The organism is Dechloromonas agitata is5 (assembly GCF_000519045.1).
GTDB lineage: Bacteria > Pseudomonadota > Gammaproteobacteria > Burkholderiales > Rhodocyclaceae > Azonexus > Azonexus agitatus.
The window spans coordinates 1-17,976 of record NZ_KI912532.1 but is presented as its reverse complement, the minus strand read 5'-3'; the positions used below and the strand labels follow the sequence as shown (position 1 = coordinate 17,976).

Sequence of the window (17,976 nt, the reverse complement as noted above, 5' to 3'; positions counted from 1 at the left end):
TACAAGGTAGCGACATGCTAGAAATCGAAATCGACGGCAAAAAGGCGCAAGTGCCCGACGGCAGCACGGTGATGGATGCCGCGCAGCAGGTTGGCGTGTATATCCCGCATTTCTGCTACCACAAGAAACTTTCGATCGCCGCCAACTGCCGTATGTGTCTCGTGCAGGTGGAGAAGGCCCCCAAGCCATTGCCGGCTTGTGCGACGCCGGTGACGAATGGCATGAAGGTGTTCACACACTCCGAGCTGGCGGTCAAGGCACAGAAGGGCGTGATGGAGTTCCTGCTGATCAATCATCCGCTCGATTGCCCGATTTGCGATCAGGGGGGCGAGTGCCAGTTGCAGGACATGGCTGTCGGCTACGGTCCGATGAAGAGTCGCTACACGGAAGAGAAGCACGTCGTTTTCCACAAGAGTGTCGGGCCGTTGATCTCCATGGAGGAGATGAGCCGGTGTATTCATTGCACCCGCTGTGTTCGCTTTGGCCAGGAAATCGCCGGCATCATGGAACTCGGCATGGCGAATCGCAACATGCACTCGGAGATTATGACCTTTGTCGGCCGGTCGGTCGATTCCGAGTTGTCGGGCAACATGATCGACCTATGTCCGGTTGGCGCCTTGACGTCCAAGCCGTTCCGCTACACGGCACGCTCTTGGGAACTGCAGCGCCGCAAGTCGATCAGTGCCCAGGACTCGGTCGGGGCCAATCTGGTCGTGCAGGTCAAGCACGACAACGTGATGCGCGTGCTACCGCGTGAAAACGAGGCGGTCAACGAGTGCTGGATTTCCGACAAGGAGCGTTTCTCGTATCTGTCGCTGTCCTCCGATGAGCGGCTTACCAAGCCGATGGTCAAGCAGGGGGGAGAGTGGAAGGAAGTCGACTGGAACGTCGCCCTTGATTACGTTGCCCACGGGTTGAAGGACGTTTCCCGCGAACATGGTGGTGACGCCTTGGCAGCGTTGGCCGCTCAAAATTCGACGGTTGAGGAGTTGTATCTTCTTGCCAAAGTTATGAATGGGCTTGGTAGTGGAAATGTCGATTTCCGTCCCCGCCAGCTTGATTTCACGTCGGATGCGACGCGTACAGGAGCGCCTTGGCTCGGAATGCGCCTTGCCGACATCAAGGAACTGGATGGGGTATTGGTTGTGGGTTCCTTCCTGCGCAAGGACCATCCACTGATAGCCCAGCGTTTGCGGCAGGCCGCAAAGAAATTTACCAAGGTCAGCCTGCTGAGCGTGGCTGGCGACGACCCGCTGATCAACCTTCATGCTCGCATGACGGTCGGACCTTCTGATCTCGTGACGAGCTTGGCCGCCGTGGTGAAGTCGGCAGCGGAAATCAAGCATGTAGCGCTTCCGGCTGGCTTGGAAAATGTTGTAGCGTGTGAAAACAGCCGGAAAATTGCGCAGAGCTTGATCGATGGTGATAAGTCTGCGGTTTTCCTCGGTAACGTCGCGACGCAGTCGGCGGACGCAACGCAACTCCACCTCTTGGCACTTGAGCTGGGTAGATTGACCGGTGCAACGGTTGGTTTCCTCGGCGAAGGCGCTAATACGGTTGGTGCACATTTGGCTGTCAGTACGAAATTCGGTGCCAACGCTCGTGAAATATTCGAGAAACCGCGCAAGGCGTACGTGCTGATGGGAGTGGAACCCGAGTTCGATTGCGGCAATCCGCAATTGGCTGTTGCCGCGCTGAAGCAGGCCAGTTTGGTGGTTTTCATGTCTGCCTTCAAGCATGCACCAGCATTGGAATACGCTGATGTGATGTTGCCGGTTTCGCCCTTTACTGAAACCTCCGGTACGTTCGTGAACACGGAAGGCCGTGCGCAGAGTTTCAACGGTGTCGTCAAGCCTCGCGGTGACGCTCGCCCGGCTTGGAAATTACTTCGCGTATTGGGCAATGTGCTTAATCTCGAGGGTTTTGACTACATGTCGAGCGAACAGGTTCGGGATGAGGTACTGGGTTCGGATGTCGAGTTCGTTTCTGGCCTCGACAATGATCTTGACGGCCTTTCTATTGTGCTCCCCTCGTCTTCAGCGAACGGGCTCCTGCGCATTGCCGACGTACCTATTAACTTTGCCGATCCGATGGCGCGCCGGTCTCCGGCACTTCAGCAAACTGCCGATTCCACCGCGCCCACGGCTCGGATGAACGAGGCAACGTTGAACATGCTGAACCTGTCCGACAAAGATCGGGTACGGGTCAAGCAGGGAACTGGCGAGGCGGTGTTGGTCGCCAAGTTGGACAATGGCGTGCCCGCCGGTTGTGTCCGGATTGCCGCGGCTCATCCAAGCACCTGCTCGCTGGGTGATATGTTCGGAACGATTTCTGTGGAGCGTGCATAAATGGACGCACTGATGAACTTCGGACAAGGTGTTTTTGGTGGCGCCTGGCCTGCTGTCTGGGCGCTGTTGAAAATTGTCCTGATCGTGGCGCCGTTGATGCTCGGTGTTGCCTATCTGACCTACTTCGAGCGCAAGGTAATCGGTTACATGCAGGTGCGTATCGGCCCGAACCGTGTCGGTCCATTGGGCTTGATCCAGCCGATCGCGGACGGTTTGAAGCTGCTGCTGAAGGAAATTATCGTTCCGGCGACTGCCAGCAAGGGCATTTTCATTATTGCTCCCATGCTTGCAATTGCTCCGGCCTTGGCAGCCTGGGCGGTGGTTCCCTTTACTGATACGCTGGTGCTCGCCAATATCGACGCCAGCCTCCTGTACATCATGGCGATCACCTCGATGGGCGTGTACGGGATCATTTTGTCTGGCTGGGCTTCCAATTCGAAATACGCCTTCCTCGGTGCGATGCGCTCCGCGGCTCAGATGGTGTCGTATGAAATCTCGATGGGTTTCTCGCTGATCTGCGTCCTGATGGTCTCCAACAGTCTCAATCTGGTTGAAATCGTTGCTGTGCAAAATCAGGGACGTTTCGCCGATTGGGGCATGAGCTTCATGTCGTGGAACTGGCTTCCGCTCTTCCCGATGTTCCTGGTCTATCTGATTTCCGGCGTGGCTGAAACCAATCGCGCACCTTTCGACGTCTCCGAAGGGGAGTCGGAAATTGTTGCGGGTTTCCATGTTGAATATTCGGGCATGGCATTTGCCGTGTTCTTCTTGGCAGAGTACGCCAACATGATTTTGGTCGCCGCGCTGACCTCTCTCATGTTCCTCGGTGGCTGGCTGTCTCCTGTCGGATTCTTGCCGGATGGCATCTTCTGGCTGTTTGCCAAGATGTCTGCGATTCTCTTCCTGTTCCTGTGGTTCCGGGCTACCTTCCCGCGCTACCGTTATGACCAGCTGATGCGTCTGGGTTGGAAGGTCTTTTTGCCGATCTGTCTGATTTGGCTGGTTGTCGTTGGCGTCTGGATGATGTCGCCACTCAATATCTGGAAGTGAGGAGAGACTAATGGGTTCGATGAAGGAAATCTTCAACAGCCTCTTCCTCCGGGAGTTGTTGAAGGGGATGTCGGTCACGGGCAAATATTTCTTCGCCCGAAAGATTACCGTCCAGTATCCGGAGGAAAAAACTCCGCAGAGCTTCCGCTTCCGTGGGTTGCATGCCCTGCGCCGTTATGAGAATGGTGAGGAGCGTTGTATTGCCTGCAAATTGTGCGAAGCAATTTGCCCCGCTCTGGCGATCACGATCGAAGCCGAACCGCGTGATGATGGCTCTCGCCGTACTACTCGCTACGACATCGATCTAACAAAGTGCATTTTCTGCGGTTTCTGTGAAGAAGCCTGCCCGGTCGATGCGATTGTCGAGACCCGCATTTTCGAATACCACGGCGAAAAACGCGGCGATCTGTATTACACCAAGCAAATGTTGCTGGCTAACGGCGACCGTTACGAGGATCAGATCGCGAAAGACCGCGAGCTTGATTCGGCTTACCGATAACAGGTGCGAGCGATGGATTTTCAAACCCTGGTTTTCTTCTTCCTGTCGGCTATTCTGATTTTTGCCGCCTTGCGCGTGATTACCGCGCGGAACCCTGTGCATGCCGCCTTGCACCTGATTCTGGCTTTCTTCACCTGCGGTGGCATCTGGGCTTTGATGCAGGCCGAATTTTTGGCCATTGCCATTATTTTGGTTTATGTCGGCGCTGTCATGGTGCTATTCCTGTTCGTCGTGATGATGCTTGACATCAACATGGACCGAATTCGCCAAGGGTTCTGGAATTATCTGCCGCTTGGTGCTCTGCTCGGCTTGTTGATGATCTTGGAAATGGGCTTGGTTCTGGGCAGTAAATATTTTCAGGTACCTGCTGCCGAAGCAGCCGTGCCGGCGGGTATTTCGAATACCAAGGCGATTGGCGCCCTGATGTTCAGTGAGTATGTCTACCCCTTCGAACTGGCTTCCTTGATCCTGCTGGTCGGCATGATCGCGGCGATCGTTCTGACCTATCGCGGTTCCAAGAATTCCAAGTACACCAACCCAAATCAGCAGGTCTTCGTCAAGGCGAAGGATCGCGTACGCGTTCTGCAGATGCCGGTTGAAAAAGACTGAACCCAGGGAAGATTATGCTCACTTTGACTCTCTCGCACTTCCTGATTCTGGGCGCGATGCTCTTCGCGATCAGTGTGGTTGGGATTTTCCTGAACCGCAAGAATCTGCTTGTTTTGCTGATGGCCATCGAATTGATGTTGCTCGCGGTGAACATGAATTTCGTCGCGTTTTCGCATTACTTGCAGGATTTGTCCGGACAGATTTTCGTCTTCTTCATTCTGACCGTCGCGGCTGCCGAATCTGCAATCGGCCTGGCCATCCTGATCGTGCTGTTCCGTAATCTCAAGAGCATCCATGTGGATGACCTGGGCAGCTTGAAGGGTTAAACATGGAAATGCAAAAGCTCTATCTGCTCGTTCCGTTAGCGCCGTTGTTCGGCGCCATGATCGCCGGCCTTTTCTGCCGTCTCATTCCGCGTTGGGTGGCCCATACGGCAACCATTGCCGGCGTGCTGGTCGCATTCATCGCATCGCTGATCATCTTCAAGGATGTTCAGGCCGGAAACACGTTCAACGGGGCTGTTTACACCTGGCTGACAAGTGGTGACTACAAATTCGAGGTTGGATTCCTGATCGACTCACTGACCACGACGATGATGATCGTGGTCACTTTCGTGTCGCTGATGGTTCACCTCTACACCATTGGCTATATGCAGGAAGATCCGGGCTACAACCGTTTCTTCAGCTACATTTCGTTGTTCACTTTCTCCATGCTGATGCTGGTGATGAGTAACAATTTCATGCAGCTGTTCTTCGGATGGGAAGCTGTTGGCCTGGTTTCCTACCTCTTGATCGGTTTCTGGTACACCCGTCCGACGGCGATTTTCGCCAACATGAAGGCTTTCCTGGTAAACCGTGTCGGCGACTTCGGTTTCATTCTCGGGATCGGCTTGGTCCTCGCGCATTTTGGGTCGCTGGATTACGCTACGGTATTCCAGAAGGCTCCCGAATTTGCGAACACCAAGATCAGCCTGTTCGCCGACCGTGATTGGGCAACGGTATCGCTGATGACCGTTACCTGTGTCTGCCTGTTCATCGGTGCGATGGGTAAATCTGCTCAGGTTCCGCTTCACGTCTGGCTGCCGGATTCGATGGAAGGCCCGACCCCGATTTCGGCACTTATTCACGCTGCCACGATGGTCACGGCCGGCATCTTCATGGTTTCACGCATGTCGCCGCTGTTCGAACTGTCCACTGCAGCGCTTTCCTTCGTTATCGTGATTGGCGCTATTACAGCGCTGTTCATGGGTTTCCTCGGCATCATCCAGAACGACATCAAGCGTGTTGTTGCCTATTCGACCTTGTCTCAGTTGGGTTACATGACGGTCGCCCTCGGCGCCTCGGCTTACTCGGTGGCGATCTTCCATTTGATGACCCACGCCTTCTTCAAGGCATTGCTGTTCCTTGCGGCCGGTTCTGTGATCATCGGTATGCATCACGATCAGGACATCCGGAATATGGGGGGGCTGCGCAAATACATGCCGATCACCTGGATTACTTCCCTGGTTGGCTCGCTTGCCTTGATCGGTACTCCGTTCCTGTCGGGTTTCTACTCGAAGGATTCGATTATCGAAGCGGTTGCCATGTCTCACATCCCGGGGGCTGGTTTCGCCTACTTCGCCGTGCTGGCCGGTGTCTTCGTGACCGCGTTCTACTCCTTCCGGATGTATTTCCTTGTCTTCCACGGCGAGGAACGCTTCGGCAAGGCGGATGATGCCCATCATCACGAGCACCACGGTGACCATGACGACGAGGAGGTTGCCCATGATCATCATCACGGTTTGGCCCCGGGGCAGAAGCCGCACGAAACACCGTGGGTGGTTACCTTGCCACTGGTCCTGCTGGCTATCCCCTCGCTGCTGATCGGTTATTTCGCAATCGAACCGATGGTATTTGGTGACTTTTTCAAGGGTGTGATCTTCATTGATAGCCAGGCGCATCCGGCCATGGCTCATCTGGCCGAGCATTTCCATGGCGCGGGCGCTATGGGGGTTCATGCCTTCACCACCCTGCCGTTCGTCCTGGCTCTTGCCGGTGTTGTTGTGTCGTGGTTCTTCTATATGAAGCGCCCCGACATTCCGGCGGCCATCCAGCGTCGTTTCTCTGCGATTCATACCCTGTTCGAAAACAAGTATTACTTCGACAAATTCAACGAAGTGGTATTTGCCGGGGGGGCACGCGTTCTGGGCAAAGCTCTGTGGCGTGGCGGTGACGTTGCTGTCATCGACGGATTGATTGTCAATGGGTCGGCCAAGGTCGTCGGCTGGATTTCCTCCCTGACCCGCCTGTTCCAAACCGGTTACGTTTATCACTACGCTTTCACCATGATCATCGGCGTATTCGTGCTGATGACCCTGTGGATCAACCGCGCATAGCGTGAATAGTTCGCAGAAGAGCAAGGAATAACATGTCGACTTACCCGCTGCTATCTCTCGCAATCTGGATTCCGATTTTCGCCGGCCTGGTGGTGTTGACCACTGGCGGTGACCGGAATGCTCCACTGGCACGGATGCTTTCCCTGATCGGTGCAGTTGTTGCTTTCCTGGTCACCATTCCTTTGTGGATCAACTTCGACATCGCCAATGGGGGCATGCAATTTGTCGAGTTGAAAACCTGGATTCCGCGCTTCAACATCAATTACCACCTCGGGGTTGATGGCATCTCGATGCTGTTCGTCATCCTGAATGCTTTCATCACCATCATTGTGGTCGCAGCAGGTTGGGAAGTCATTCAGCAGAAGGTCGCTCAGTACAATGCTGCATTCCTGATCATGTCGGGCCTGATGAACGGCATTTTCACCTCCTTGGATGGCGTGTTGTTCTATGTCTTCTTTGAGGCGTCCCTCATTCCGTTGTACCTCATCATTGGTGTCTGGGGGGGGCCGAACCGGGTTTACGCTGCTTTCAAATTCTTCCTCTATACCTTGTTCGGTTCGCTGCTCTTCCTGCTCGCCCTGATGTATCTGTTTATCCAGTCCGGTGGCAGTTTTTCGATTCTTGAGTGGCACAAACTGCCGATTCCGCTTGGACCGCAGGTCTGGTTGTTCCTGGCCTTCATGATTGCCTTCGCTGTCAAGGTCCCCATGTGGCCGGTGCATACCTGGTTGCCGGATGCTCACGTTGAAGCGCCGACCGGTGGTTCTATCGTGCTGGCAGCTATCGCACTGAAACTGGGGGCTTATGGTTTCTTGCGTTTCTCGCTGCCGATTGCTCCGGACGCATCGCATGAATTGTCCGGCCTGGTTGTGGCCTTGTCGCTAATCGCCGTCGTTTATATCGGTTTTGTCGCGCTGGTTCAGGCCGACATGAAGAAGCTGGTGGCCTATTCGTCGATCGCACACATGGGCTTCGTTACCCTGGGTTTCTTCATGTTCAGCTCCATGGGGATCGAGGGGGCGCTCGTCCAGATGGTTTCGCACGGCTTCGTTTCGGGGGCCATGTTCTTCTGTATCGGCGTCATGTACGACCGTGTGCATAGTCGTCAAATTGCGGATTACGGTGGCGTGGTGAATACCATGCCGAAGTTTGCGGCCCTGTTCATGTTGTTCACCATGGCCAATGCCGGATTGCCGGCAACCTCGGGCTTCGTAGGCGAGTTCATGGTCATTCTGGGGGCTGTCAAGTACAACTTCTGGGTTGCCTTCGCTGCCGCCAGCTCCATGGTCATCGGCGCCGCCTATTCCCTGTGGATGTATAAGCGGGTAATTTTCGGGGATGTCGCCAACCATCATGTGGCCGAACTGACCGACATCAACAAGCGCGAATTCGCCATCCTCGCCGTTCTGGCCATCGCCACCCTGTGGATGGGCGTATATCCGCAACCCTTCACCGAAGTCATGCACGCCTCGGTCAACGACCTGCTGCATCACGTTGCCATCAGCAAGATTCAATAAACGGTAGCCGACATGTTTGACAATTTCGTTGTCCCTAATCTTCTGCCTGCTGCACCAGAAATTTTTCTGGTGATCATGGCACTCGCCATCCTGCTGATCGATCTTACGGTCAAGGACAGCCGGCGGACTGTCACGTTCGTGTTGACCCAATTGACCCTGATCGGCTGTGCGGCAATTCAGTTTGCAACGAGTACCGGCGAGATTGGTTACACCTTCAGCAACATGTTCGTCGACGACTTGATGTCCGACCTGCTGAAGCTCTTCCTTTACATGACGGTCATCATCGTTTTGTTCTATTCCCGAGGCTATGTCATCGATCGGGCTGCGATGAACAAGGGCGAGTATTACGTGCTGGCGTTGTTTGCAACGCTGGGCATGATGGTGATGATCTCGGCCAATCACTTCGTGACCATCTATATCGGCTTGGAACTGCTCTCCCTGTCGCTATACGCCATGGTGGCCATGAACCGCGATTCCGTGGTTTCCACCGAGGCTGCGATGAAGTATTTCGTGCTGGGGGCACTGGCTTCCGGCTTGTTGCTGTACGGCATGTCGATGATCTACGGCGCAACCGGGACGCTGGAAATCACCGCGATTGCCGAACGCCTTTACAGCGGCGGCGTGAATCGGACGGTGATGGTGTTCGGTCTGGTTTTCCTGGTCGCTGGCTTGGCCTTCAAGCTGGGCGTCGTTCCCTTCCACATGTGGATTCCGGACGTCTATCATGGCGCCCCGACGTCGGTCACGTTGTTCATTGGCTCGGCGCCCAAGCTTGCCGCCTTTGCCATCGTGATGCGCTTGCTGGTTAACGGCCTGATTACGCTGGCGCAGGACTGGCAGTCGATGCTCATCATCCTGTCCGTGCTGTCGATGGCCATCGGTAATCTGGCTGCCATCGCCCAGACCAACTTCAAGCGCATGCTGGCCTACTCAGCGATCTCGCACATGGGTTTCATGCTTCTCGGCATCGTGACCGGCGTGGTGGGCGGGGATGCCCGTTATGCCTTGAATGCCTACAGTTCGGCAATGTTCTACGTCATCGCCTACGTGCTGATGTCCGCCGGCACCTTTGGCATGATCCTGATGATGTCCCGTGCCGGTTTCGAGGCCGATGAACTGGAGGATCTCAAGGGGCTGAACAAGCGCAGCCCCTGGTTTGCCGGCGTCATGCTGATGTTGATGTTCTCGATGGCGGGCGTTCCCTTCTTCATCGGCTTCTTTGCCAAATTCTCCGTGTTGCAAGCTGTCGTTGCCGCGGGTTATATCTGGCTGGCGATTGTCGCAGTCCTGTTCTCGTTGATTGGCGCCTTCTACTACCTGCGTGTCGTCAAGCTCATGTATTTTGATGCGCCGGCCGATGAAACGCCGCTGTCCGCTGGCATGGACATGCGCATCCTGATTTCCGCCAACGGTCTCGCGGTCGCATTCCTCGGGCTATTCCCGCAAGTGATCATGTCCCTCTGCGCCTACGCCCTGCTGCGCTCGCTCTGATCGAAGGACAGTATTGCGCGATAACGCCCCGCTTGCCGGGGCGTTTTCTTTTGGAGTTCTGAATGTCACATGATCTACACCTGATCGAGTCCGAGCTATCCAGCGAGACGATTTATCGCGGTACCTTGCTGCATGTACGGAAGGATCGTGTCCAATTGCCGAATGGCAACGAATCGGTGCGGGAATACATCATCCATCCTGGAGCGGTGGTGATTCTCGCGTTTCTTGATAACGGCAATTTGTTGTTCGAACGGCAGTACCGCTATCCGTTACGTCAGGTGTTTTTGGAATTGCCCGCTGGCAAGATCGATCAGGGAGAGGCGATCATTGATACCGCACGCCGCGAACTGCGTGAAGAGACCGGCTACGTGGCGGCAGCTTGGGAGCATCTTGGTGTAATGCACCCGTGTATCGGCTACTCGGACGAGCGGATCGAGATTTTCGCGGCCCATGGACTTCAATTCTCAGGCGAGAAGCAGCTGGACCATAACGAGTTTCTCGATGTGGTGGAGATTTCGCCCGACGAGGCGAGGCAGGCCGTGTGGGATGGCCGAATCACCGATGCGAAGACGATCACTGCGTTATTCTGGCTGGGCAGGCCGTGATATTTCGAGTTTGCAAATGAAAATGCCCCGGGACTAGCCGGGGCATTTTTGTATCCAGGCTACAGAGATCAGCCGCAGGTTCCCACCGCGCCGCAGGCGGTACAGAAGTCACAGCCATCCTTGCGGATCATCGTGTGATTGCCGCACTCGCCGCACAGCTTGCCCTGAGTCGGCAGCACCTTGTTGCTGGTGGTGTCCTCCGGCGCTTCCAGGATGCCCATTTGTTGAAGCGGGAAGCCGGCCTCGTCGAGGATGCCGAGCATGGCATAGCGGTGAATGATCAGCTGTGCGATGTAGGCCACGGTAGACGGATAGGTCTGCTGCTTGCGGGAGCCTGGGACGAAGGCCATGAAATCGCCAAGCGGCTCGGAGTAATCGAGCAGTTTGCGCAGCTTCATGCCGATCCAGGCGGGATCGAGGACGCGCATGTCGAGCGACAGCAGCTTGCACAGGCCGTCGAGGGCACGCGGGTAGTTGCCCGACAGCCACATCGAGTAGGGGCGGGTCACGCCGTCCGGCAACATGATTTCCTTCAGGCCAAGGACGAAATCCTCTCCGGTCGAAGGGTTGTTGACATCGACCGTCCAGGACAGCGTGCCGTCGGTGCCGGTCTTCGGTTCCTTGGCGCTGAACAGGGCGTCCTTGACTGGCGTCGGGCCGTCGTTGTTGAAGGCGCCGAGCTGTTCGCAGCGCCAGGCGATAACCTGGGCCATGGCGGATACGACGGACGGCATGCGCTTGCGCTCGCCATGCGGCGGCATCGGCATTTCGAAGGAGTCGCCCGGCGTCTTGGCCAGCGCGTCGAGCTTCATCTGCAGCCAGCCGTGGTCGTTGGCGCGCATGTCCATCGACAGGGTCTTGGCGACGGCGCCGAGGCCGCGCGGTTCGGCCGGGCCGTTCGCCCATACTTCAAATGGCCAGGCGCGGCCTTCCGGTTCGACGTGACCGACGAACAGGGCGAACTTGCCGATCGGCGAATCGACCATGTAGGTCCAGCACAGGTTGCCTTCGGGCAGGTTCGGGCGGCCGGGCCAGCGCAGCGACGAGAGAACCGGGGCGGGCAGGTTCTTGATGGACAGGCGGCGGTTGGTATCGGGCAGAAAATCCTGCGGCGACTTGGCATCCGCTGCCGGCGCGTCGGTCTTGGCCGGTTCGACAGAGAGCACAGAGCCAAGGACGCTGTTCGGGCGATAGGTGGCCAGACCCTTCAGGCCGGCCTTCCAGGCCTGCATGTAGAGGTCCTGGAAGTCGGCGTACGGGTAGTCGGCTGGTACATTGACCGTCTTCGAAATGGAGGTATCGACGAAGGGGGCGACCGCGGCAACCATGTCGGCATGGGCCTTGGCCGAAATTTCCAGGGCAGTGACGAAAAAGTCCGGCAGATTGGAGACGTCGCCGCCCCGATGCTTGTACAGACGCCAGGCGTAGTCTTCGACGGCGTATTCTTTAATCGTACCATCCGGCATGCGCTTCTTACGGTTGTAGGTCCAGGAGAAGGGCGGTTCGATACCGTTCGAGGCGTTGTCGGCGAAGGCCAGCGAGATGGTGCCGGTCGGGGCGATGGACAGCAGGTGTGAGTTGCGCAGGCCGTGCTTGCGGATCTCGGCCTTGAGGTCGTTCGGCAGGCGGGAGGCGAAATTGCCGCCGGACAGATACAGCTCGGCGTTGAACAGCGGGAAGGCACCGCGCTCCTTGGCCATTTCGACCGAGTACAGATAGGCCGTGTCGCGCATGAATTCGCTGATGCGGGCAGCCATGGCGCGGGCTTCTGGTTTGTCGTAACGCAGGCGCAGCATGGCCAGCGCATCGCCGAGGCCGGTGAAGCCGAGGCCGACGCGGCGCTTGTTGGCGGCTTCCTGCTGCTGGCGCTCGAGCGGCCAGTGGGTGGCGTCGAGCACGTTGTCGAGCATGCGGGTCGAGATGCGGACGACTTCGGCGAAGCTATCGAAATCGAACTCGGCCTGCTCGGTGAACGGGTTCCTGACGTACAGAGTCAGGTTGATCGAGCCCAGGCAGCAGCAGCCGTACGGCGGCAGCGGCTGTTCGGCGCAGGGGTTGGTGGCCTCGATGACTTCGCAGTAATTGAGGTTGTTGTCCTTGTTCATGCGATCGAGGAACAGGATGCCCGGTTCGGCGTGATCGTAGGTGGACTTCATGACCTGGTCCCACAGGTCGCGGGCGCGGACCTTGCGGTAGACCCACAGGCCGTCTTCGCGCTGGTAGGCGCCGGCGGCGCGCATGTCGCCATTCGGCTCGGCGCGGTGTACCAGCTCGACATAGGTGTCGGCATCGACCGCTTCCATGAAGCCGTCGGTCACGCCGATCGAGATGTTGAAATTGGTCAGGTCGCCGTGGTCCTTGGCGTGGATGAAGTCCTCGATATCCGGATGGTCGCAGCGCAGCACGCCCATCTGGGCACCGCGGCGAGCGCCGGCCGATTCGACGGTCTCGCAGGAGCGGTCGAAAACGCGCATGTAGGAGACCGGGCCGGAGGCACGGGACTGGGTGCCCTTGACGCGGGCGCCTTGCGGACGGATGGACGAGAAATCGTAGCCGACGCCGCCGCCGCGACGCATGGTTTCAGCGGCCTGGGCGAGGGCGGTGTAGATGCCGGGACGGCCATCGACGTTCTCGACGATGGAATCGCCGACGGGTTGTACGAAGCAGTTGATCAGCGTTGCTTGCAGGTCGGTGCCGGCGGCGGAATTGATGCGGCCGGCCGGGATGAAGCCGTTTTCCTGGGCCCACAGGAACTTGCCTTCCCAGTGGGCGCGATCGGCTTCCTGCTCGATCTGGGCGAGGGCCCAGGCGACGCGCTTGCGCACGTCGTGCACGTTGGTTTCCTTGCCCTTGGCGTACTTCTCGATCAGCACTTCGCCCGAGATTTCCTGCTCGGGCAGGGGGGCGAATTCCGGTGGGGCGGGAATGTCGGTCAGCGACAGCTGCTCGGCGACTTTGCTCATTGATGGCTCCTCTCGGCAGATTGGGTTCTGGTCTTGGAATGCCGAGAATCTACTATATCTAGTGGGTCGATACAATATCTTGACTAGATACAGTGGTTCTGCCTGCCGGGGTATGTGACACCGTCATGGTGTGAAAAAGCCCGAAAAAACAATGCCCCAGGAAGCAAAACGGTGGGTTGGTGGCGGGCTGAAAAAATATTTATCCCCCATTTCCCCTGCCCGAAAAACAGGGGCGGCGGCAGCCGTTGCGAGGCGCTGGCTGGGCCGCCTAATTGTCGTCAATCGGGGAACTGCGGCAGCCGCTTTTCCATTTGCGCCGCCATGCATTCCTCCAGGTCAGCAGAAAGCAGGGCAGTCGAATTCCAGGTGGCGACGAAGTTGAGGCCCTCGGCGACGGAGTGGTCGCGGCTGTAGTTGAGGACCTCCTTGGTACCGCGGATGGCGAGCGGCGATTTGGCGGCGATGGCCTGCGCTATCTGGCGGACGCCGTCCGCCAGTTTGTCCGGCGTGGTGAACTGGCGGTTGATCAGGCCGAGACGTTCGGCCTCTTGGCTGTCGACGTTGCGGCCGGTATAGGCCAGTTCGCGCGTCATGCCTTCGCCGATCAGGCGGGGCAGGCGTTGCAGGGTGCCGACGTCGGCCACCATGCCGATGTCGATTTCCTTGATCGAAAACACCGCGTCGGTCGAAGCGTAGCGCATGTCGCAGCAGGCGACGAGATCGAGGCCGCCGCCCACACAGGCTCCGTGGATGGCGGCAATGATCGGCTTGCAGCAGCGTTCGAGGCTGTTCAGGCAGTCCTGCAGGTCGAGGATCAGGCGGCGCAAGGCCTCGCGGCTGCGCGCCCCGTCTGGGTGGGCAATGCGTTGCTGGATACTGGCCAGCATGCCGAGGTCGATGCCGGCGCAGAAATTCCGGCCGGCGCCGCACAGGATGGCGACACGGGCCTGTGGTGTGGCATCCAGCCAGTCGCAGGCCTGGCGGATTTCCTGCCACATGGCATCGTTGAGGGCGTTCGATTTGTCAGGCCGGTTGAGGCGGATTTCGGCGACGTGGTCGGCGAGGCTGACTTGGAGCGTGCTGAAGGCGGGTAGGTTCATCGGGCTGTCTCCTGTTATGGTGTTTTGCCCGGCGATGATAAGCGATCCAACTACTCCGCGTAGTCGTGCGATGGCTCAGGCCATGCTGGCGAGCGCGGACGCAAGGTCGGAATTGTCTTCCTTCATGGCACTGCCCTGGCTCTCGATTTCAACCACGTAGCCCGACAGGCGCAGTTGCTCGGCCCAGTACTCCGTATGCTGGCGCGACGGATGCCACGGCCCCTTTTCGATGACCGGGCGCTCCGTTCCATTGCGATAGGTGGTGATGACGCGATACACGGTTCACCTCGCAGGCGCGATCAGGTGGCGTTCTTGCCTTTCTGCCACAGCACGTCGCCCCGTCCGCCGGTGCGGTTGAGCAGGCGACCGAGAATGAAGAGCAGGTCGGACAGGCGATTGATGTAGCGGCGGGCGGCATCGGGCAGCGCCTCGGCATGGTGCAGGCGGACCATGGAACGTTCCGCACGCCGGCAGATCGTGCGACACAGGTGGGCGACGGCGGCCGGACGGGTGCCGCCGGGCAGGATGAATTCCTTGAGCATTGGCAGGTCGCGGTTGAATTCCTCTGCCAGTTCTTCGAGGCGGGCAACCTGGGCATCCTGCATGATGGCCATGCCGGGCAGGCACAGTTCGCCACCGAGGTCGAACAGGTCGTGCTGGATGTCGAGTAGCGCGGCGCGCACACGGGCCGGCAGATCCTCGCAGAGCAGCAGGCCGAGACTGGAATTCAGTTCGTCGACTTCGCCGATGGCATCGATACGCAGGCTATCCTTGGTCGTCCGGCTGCCATCGCCGAGGCCGGTGGTGCCGGCGTCTCCGGTGCGGGTGACGATCTTGGACAGGCGGTTGCCCTTGCGTTCGGTAGTGCTGGCGGCGTTCTCTTGGTCGCTCACAATGGTTCTCCTTGAATAGCCACGATTATACTGACAGGCTGCCTAACAGACTGTCGCACCCATGCCAAAGTTCGCTGCCAACCTGAGTTTTCTGTTCACCGATCACGCCTTCCGCGAGCGCTTCCGGCTGGCGGCTGCGGCCGGTTTCCAGGGGGTCGAGTACCTGTTTCCCTACGACTGGCCGGCCCACGATGTGGCTGAGTGGTTGCAGGCGGCGGATGTCGAGCAAGTGCTGTTCAACCTGCCGCCCGGCGACTGGGCGGCCGGCGAGCGCGGCCTGGCCTGTTTGCCTGACCGGCACAGCGAGTTTGCCGAAGGGGTCGAGCAGGCGCTGAACTACGCGATGCTGCTCGACTGCGAACGGGTGCATTGCATGGCCGGCCTGCGCCCGTGGGGAATCTCCGAGGAAGCCCTGGAGGCCAATTACGTCGCCAACCTGCGCTTTGCGGCTGACCGCTTTGCCACCGTGGGGGCGACGGTGATGATCGAGCCGATCAACAGCCGCATCGACATGCCCGGTTACTGGCTGGATAGCATAGACAAGGCGCTGCGCCTGATCGAAACCATCGACCGCAGCAACGTCAGATTGCAGCTCGACATTTACCACGCCCAGATTATCCAGGGCGATCTGGCGCGCACCATCGAGGAAAACATCGCCCAGATCGGCCACGTGCAAATCGCCGACAACCCTGGACGCCATGAGCCGGGGACCGGCGAGATCAACTATCCCTTCCTGTTCTCCGTGCTGGAGAAGGTGGGTTACGCCGGCTGGATCGGTTGCGAGTACAAGCCCCTGACGACCACCGAGGCCGGCCTGGGCTGGCGGCCGAAATGACCGCCCGGGAGACGTCGTACCGGCTGTGTGAAACAGCCACCCGAGGCATGGTCGCTGGCCGACGAAGGGGCGATTATCCCGGCTTTGCTCGAATCCGGCGCGGCGACCGGAGCGCCTTGCCTTTCACTCCACCCCGATGCTGCAGGGCCTGAAAATTCGCGGTCTGACCGGAGAATTCCCGCCCGCAGCCGGCTACAATCTGACGCCGGTTGCCGACAGTCACCTGTGTTGCGGCCTGGTTGGGGTGCCCGCCGCCCCGGCCGCCTGACGTATCTGCAGGCTGGCCGCGCGTTGCCGGTAGAGTACTGGATCGAATTGATAGACGAGGCTTTGGCATGACCCGTAGTGGCAGCACTGTTGAAGGCAGTTCCGTGTTTGAAATCACGCAGTCGCTTGATGAGGAGAGCGCTTTTCGGATCAAGCGCCTGCTCGAAGGCGGCGTCCGGATTCCCGCCCAGCCGCGCGTTCTCGATGAATTGCGCAAGCTGATGCAGCGCAAGGAGATGGATGTCCGACCGCTGGCCAAGGTCATCAACCAGGATCCGGGGCTGACGGCGATCCTGTTCAAGGTGGTCGGCAACTCCGCCTACCGGCAACACCCGCCGCTGACCACGGTGGAGGAAATCCTGCACGCGGTCGGGGTGCGCCAGACCTTCAACATCGTCCAGGCCATTTCGCTGGCCGGGCTGGGCGATATCAGGAAGAACCGCCAGGTCTACGAAGCCTTCTGGGCCCGTTCGCATACCATCGCCCAACTCGCCATGCTGATCGCCGACGAGCGCATCGCGGTGTGCAATATTTTTCCGGATCTGGCCTATCTCGCTGGCATCTTCCACGATTGCGGCGTGCCGCTGTTGATGCAGCGTTTTCCGACCTACTGCAACGAAATGCGCCTCGGTACACCGGGGGTCTGGACCGACCTGGCCGAAGAAGACCGCAAGTTCAATGCCGACCATTGCGTCGTCGGCTATCTGGTCGCCCGCCACTGGTGCCTGCCGGATTTCATCTGCGATGCCATCCGCTACCACCATGCGATTGCCGAACTGGGTGACCACGAGGCGCGCAGCATCGTCGCCATCCTGCAACTGGCCATCGAGATCTATTGCGTTGACCAGCACACATCGAATCCGGAGTGGGAAGCGGTGCGTGGCGAGGTCCTGCCCGAACTGGGGCTGAGCGACGAAACGCTGCCCGAATTCATCGATGTCGTGCTCGAACGCTTCCATGGTGCCGGCGCCTGATTTCGCCTGGCCTCCCGCCGTCGGCGACAATCGCTTTCGTGCTAATCTTCCGGCCCACAAGGAGGAAGGATGGCGATAGCAATCGATGCCTGCGCCGCGCAGCATCAGGGGGACCGCAAGGAACAGCAGGATCGTGTCGTGATCCTGCCGCACGCCCGCCGTCGTGGTGTGGCGCTGGCCGTGGTGGCCGACGGCATGGGGGGACACACGGGCGGGGCGCTCGCTGCCGAGCAGGTCATCCATACGGCCAAGACCAACCTGGACCATTTCGCCGGTCCTGACGAATGTCCCAAGCGCATGCTCGAGAACAGCATGCGGGAAGCGCATACCATGATCAAGGCGTCGCGCTTCATGAATGAACCTAAAAACCTCAGTTACCCCACCCGGTTTGCATGATCGGTCAGCAAACGAAGGGGTGCCGGTGGCCCGATGGCCGCGATGGTGCGCTTGA

The 17,976-nt window shown here is 58.6% G+C and carries 16 protein-coding genes; 12 read left to right on the top strand and 4 right to left on the bottom strand.

Going from position 1 to position 17,976, the window contains the following annotated elements:
- Nucleotides 1–14 precede the first annotated feature (14 nt).
- The 9 genes from nuoG to K420_RS0100045 all read left to right on the top strand — a co-directional run bounded on the left by nuoG (nucleotide 15) and on the right by K420_RS0100045 (nucleotide 10,493).
- Nucleotides 15–2,348 carry an NADH-quinone oxidoreductase subunit NuoG gene (gene nuoG, locus K420_RS0100085; protein WP_027456248.1) on the top strand — a complete coding sequence of 778 codons (2,334 nt, stop codon included), beginning with the start codon at nucleotides 15–17 and terminating at the stop codon, nucleotides 2,346–2,348.
- Nucleotides 2,349–3,398 carry an NADH-quinone oxidoreductase subunit NuoH gene (gene nuoH, locus K420_RS0100080; RefSeq protein WP_027456247.1) on the top strand — a complete coding sequence of 350 codons (1,050 nt, stop codon included), beginning with the start codon at nucleotides 2,349–2,351 and terminating at the stop codon, nucleotides 3,396–3,398. It abuts the gene before it with no gap.
- A 10-nt stretch (nucleotides 3,399–3,408) separates the two neighbouring features.
- Nucleotides 3,409–3,897, top strand: a complete 489-nt coding sequence (gene nuoI, locus K420_RS0100075; protein ID WP_027456246.1) for an NADH-quinone oxidoreductase subunit NuoI — start codon at nucleotides 3,409–3,411, stop codon at nucleotides 3,895–3,897.
- A 12-nt stretch (nucleotides 3,898–3,909) separates the two neighbouring features.
- Complete coding sequence (locus K420_RS0100070) at nucleotides 3,910–4,506, top strand: NADH-quinone oxidoreductase subunit J (protein WP_027456245.1); 597 nt, start codon at nucleotides 3,910–3,912, stop codon at nucleotides 4,504–4,506.
- A 14-nt stretch (nucleotides 4,507–4,520) separates the two neighbouring features.
- Nucleotides 4,521–4,832 carry an NADH-quinone oxidoreductase subunit NuoK gene (gene nuoK, locus K420_RS0100065; RefSeq protein WP_027456244.1) on the top strand — a complete coding sequence of 104 codons (312 nt, stop codon included), beginning with the start codon at nucleotides 4,521–4,523 and terminating at the stop codon, nucleotides 4,830–4,832.
- A 2-nt stretch (nucleotides 4,833–4,834) separates the two neighbouring features.
- Complete coding sequence (gene nuoL, locus K420_RS0100060; protein WP_027456243.1) at nucleotides 4,835–6,880, top strand: NADH-quinone oxidoreductase subunit L; 2,046 nt, start codon at nucleotides 4,835–4,837, stop codon at nucleotides 6,878–6,880.
- Between the two features lie 32 nt (nucleotides 6,881–6,912).
- Nucleotides 6,913–8,397 (top strand): NADH-quinone oxidoreductase subunit M, encoded by a 1,485-nt coding sequence (locus K420_RS0100055; RefSeq protein ID WP_027456242.1) that lies wholly within the window; start codon nucleotides 6,913–6,915, stop codon nucleotides 8,395–8,397.
- Nucleotides 8,398–8,409: 12 nt separating this feature from the next.
- Nucleotides 8,410–9,888, top strand: a complete 1,479-nt coding sequence (gene nuoN, locus K420_RS0100050; protein WP_027456241.1) for an NADH-quinone oxidoreductase subunit NuoN — start codon at nucleotides 8,410–8,412, stop codon at nucleotides 9,886–9,888.
- Between the two features lie 62 nt (nucleotides 9,889–9,950).
- Nucleotides 9,951–10,493 (top strand): NUDIX domain-containing protein, encoded by a 543-nt coding sequence (locus tag K420_RS0100045; protein ID WP_027456240.1) that lies wholly within the window; start codon nucleotides 9,951–9,953, stop codon nucleotides 10,491–10,493.
- Between the two features lie 68 nt (nucleotides 10,494–10,561).
- Here K420_RS0100045 and K420_RS0100040 read toward each other — a convergent pair whose 3' ends face one another.
- The 4 genes from K420_RS0100040 to K420_RS0100025 form a co-directional block, all read right to left on the bottom strand.
- Nucleotides 10,562–13,456 (bottom strand): adenosylcobalamin-dependent ribonucleoside-diphosphate reductase, encoded by a 2,895-nt coding sequence (locus K420_RS0100040; RefSeq protein ID WP_027456239.1) that lies wholly within the window; start codon nucleotides 13,454–13,456, stop codon nucleotides 10,562–10,564.
- A gap of 278 nt (nucleotides 13,457–13,734) precedes the next feature.
- On the bottom strand, nucleotides 13,735–14,556 hold the full coding sequence (locus tag K420_RS0100035; RefSeq protein WP_027456238.1) for a crotonase/enoyl-CoA hydratase family protein: 822 nt from the start codon (nucleotides 14,554–14,556) through the stop codon (nucleotides 13,735–13,737).
- 75 nt (nucleotides 14,557–14,631) lie between these two features.
- On the bottom strand, nucleotides 14,632–14,835 hold the full coding sequence (locus K420_RS0100030) for a hypothetical protein (protein ID WP_027456237.1): 204 nt from the start codon (nucleotides 14,833–14,835) through the stop codon (nucleotides 14,632–14,634).
- 20 nt (nucleotides 14,836–14,855) lie between these two features.
- Nucleotides 14,856–15,449, bottom strand: coding sequence for a cob(I)yrinic acid a,c-diamide adenosyltransferase (locus tag K420_RS0100025; RefSeq protein ID WP_051452885.1), 594 nt, complete (start codon nucleotides 15,447–15,449; stop codon nucleotides 14,856–14,858).
- A 61-nt stretch (nucleotides 15,450–15,510) separates the two neighbouring features.
- On the opposite strand from K420_RS0100025, the gene hyi reads away from it, so the two are divergent.
- From hyi to K420_RS0100005, 3 genes are all read left to right on the top strand, one after another.
- Entirely contained in the window at nucleotides 15,511–16,284 is a 774-nt protein-coding gene (hyi, locus tag K420_RS0100020; protein ID WP_027456235.1) for a hydroxypyruvate isomerase, read from the top strand.
- A gap of 335 nt (nucleotides 16,285–16,619) precedes the next feature.
- Nucleotides 16,620–17,525: an HDOD domain-containing protein gene (locus tag K420_RS0100010; RefSeq protein ID WP_051452884.1), complete on the top strand. Its 906-nt coding sequence runs from the start codon at nucleotides 16,620–16,622 to the stop codon at nucleotides 17,523–17,525.
- A 69-nt stretch (nucleotides 17,526–17,594) separates the two neighbouring features.
- Nucleotides 17,595–17,921 (top strand): PP2C family protein-serine/threonine phosphatase, encoded by a 327-nt coding sequence (locus K420_RS0100005; protein ID WP_027456233.1) that lies wholly within the window; start codon nucleotides 17,595–17,597, stop codon nucleotides 17,919–17,921.
- Nucleotides 17,922–17,976: the final 55 nt, after the last annotated feature.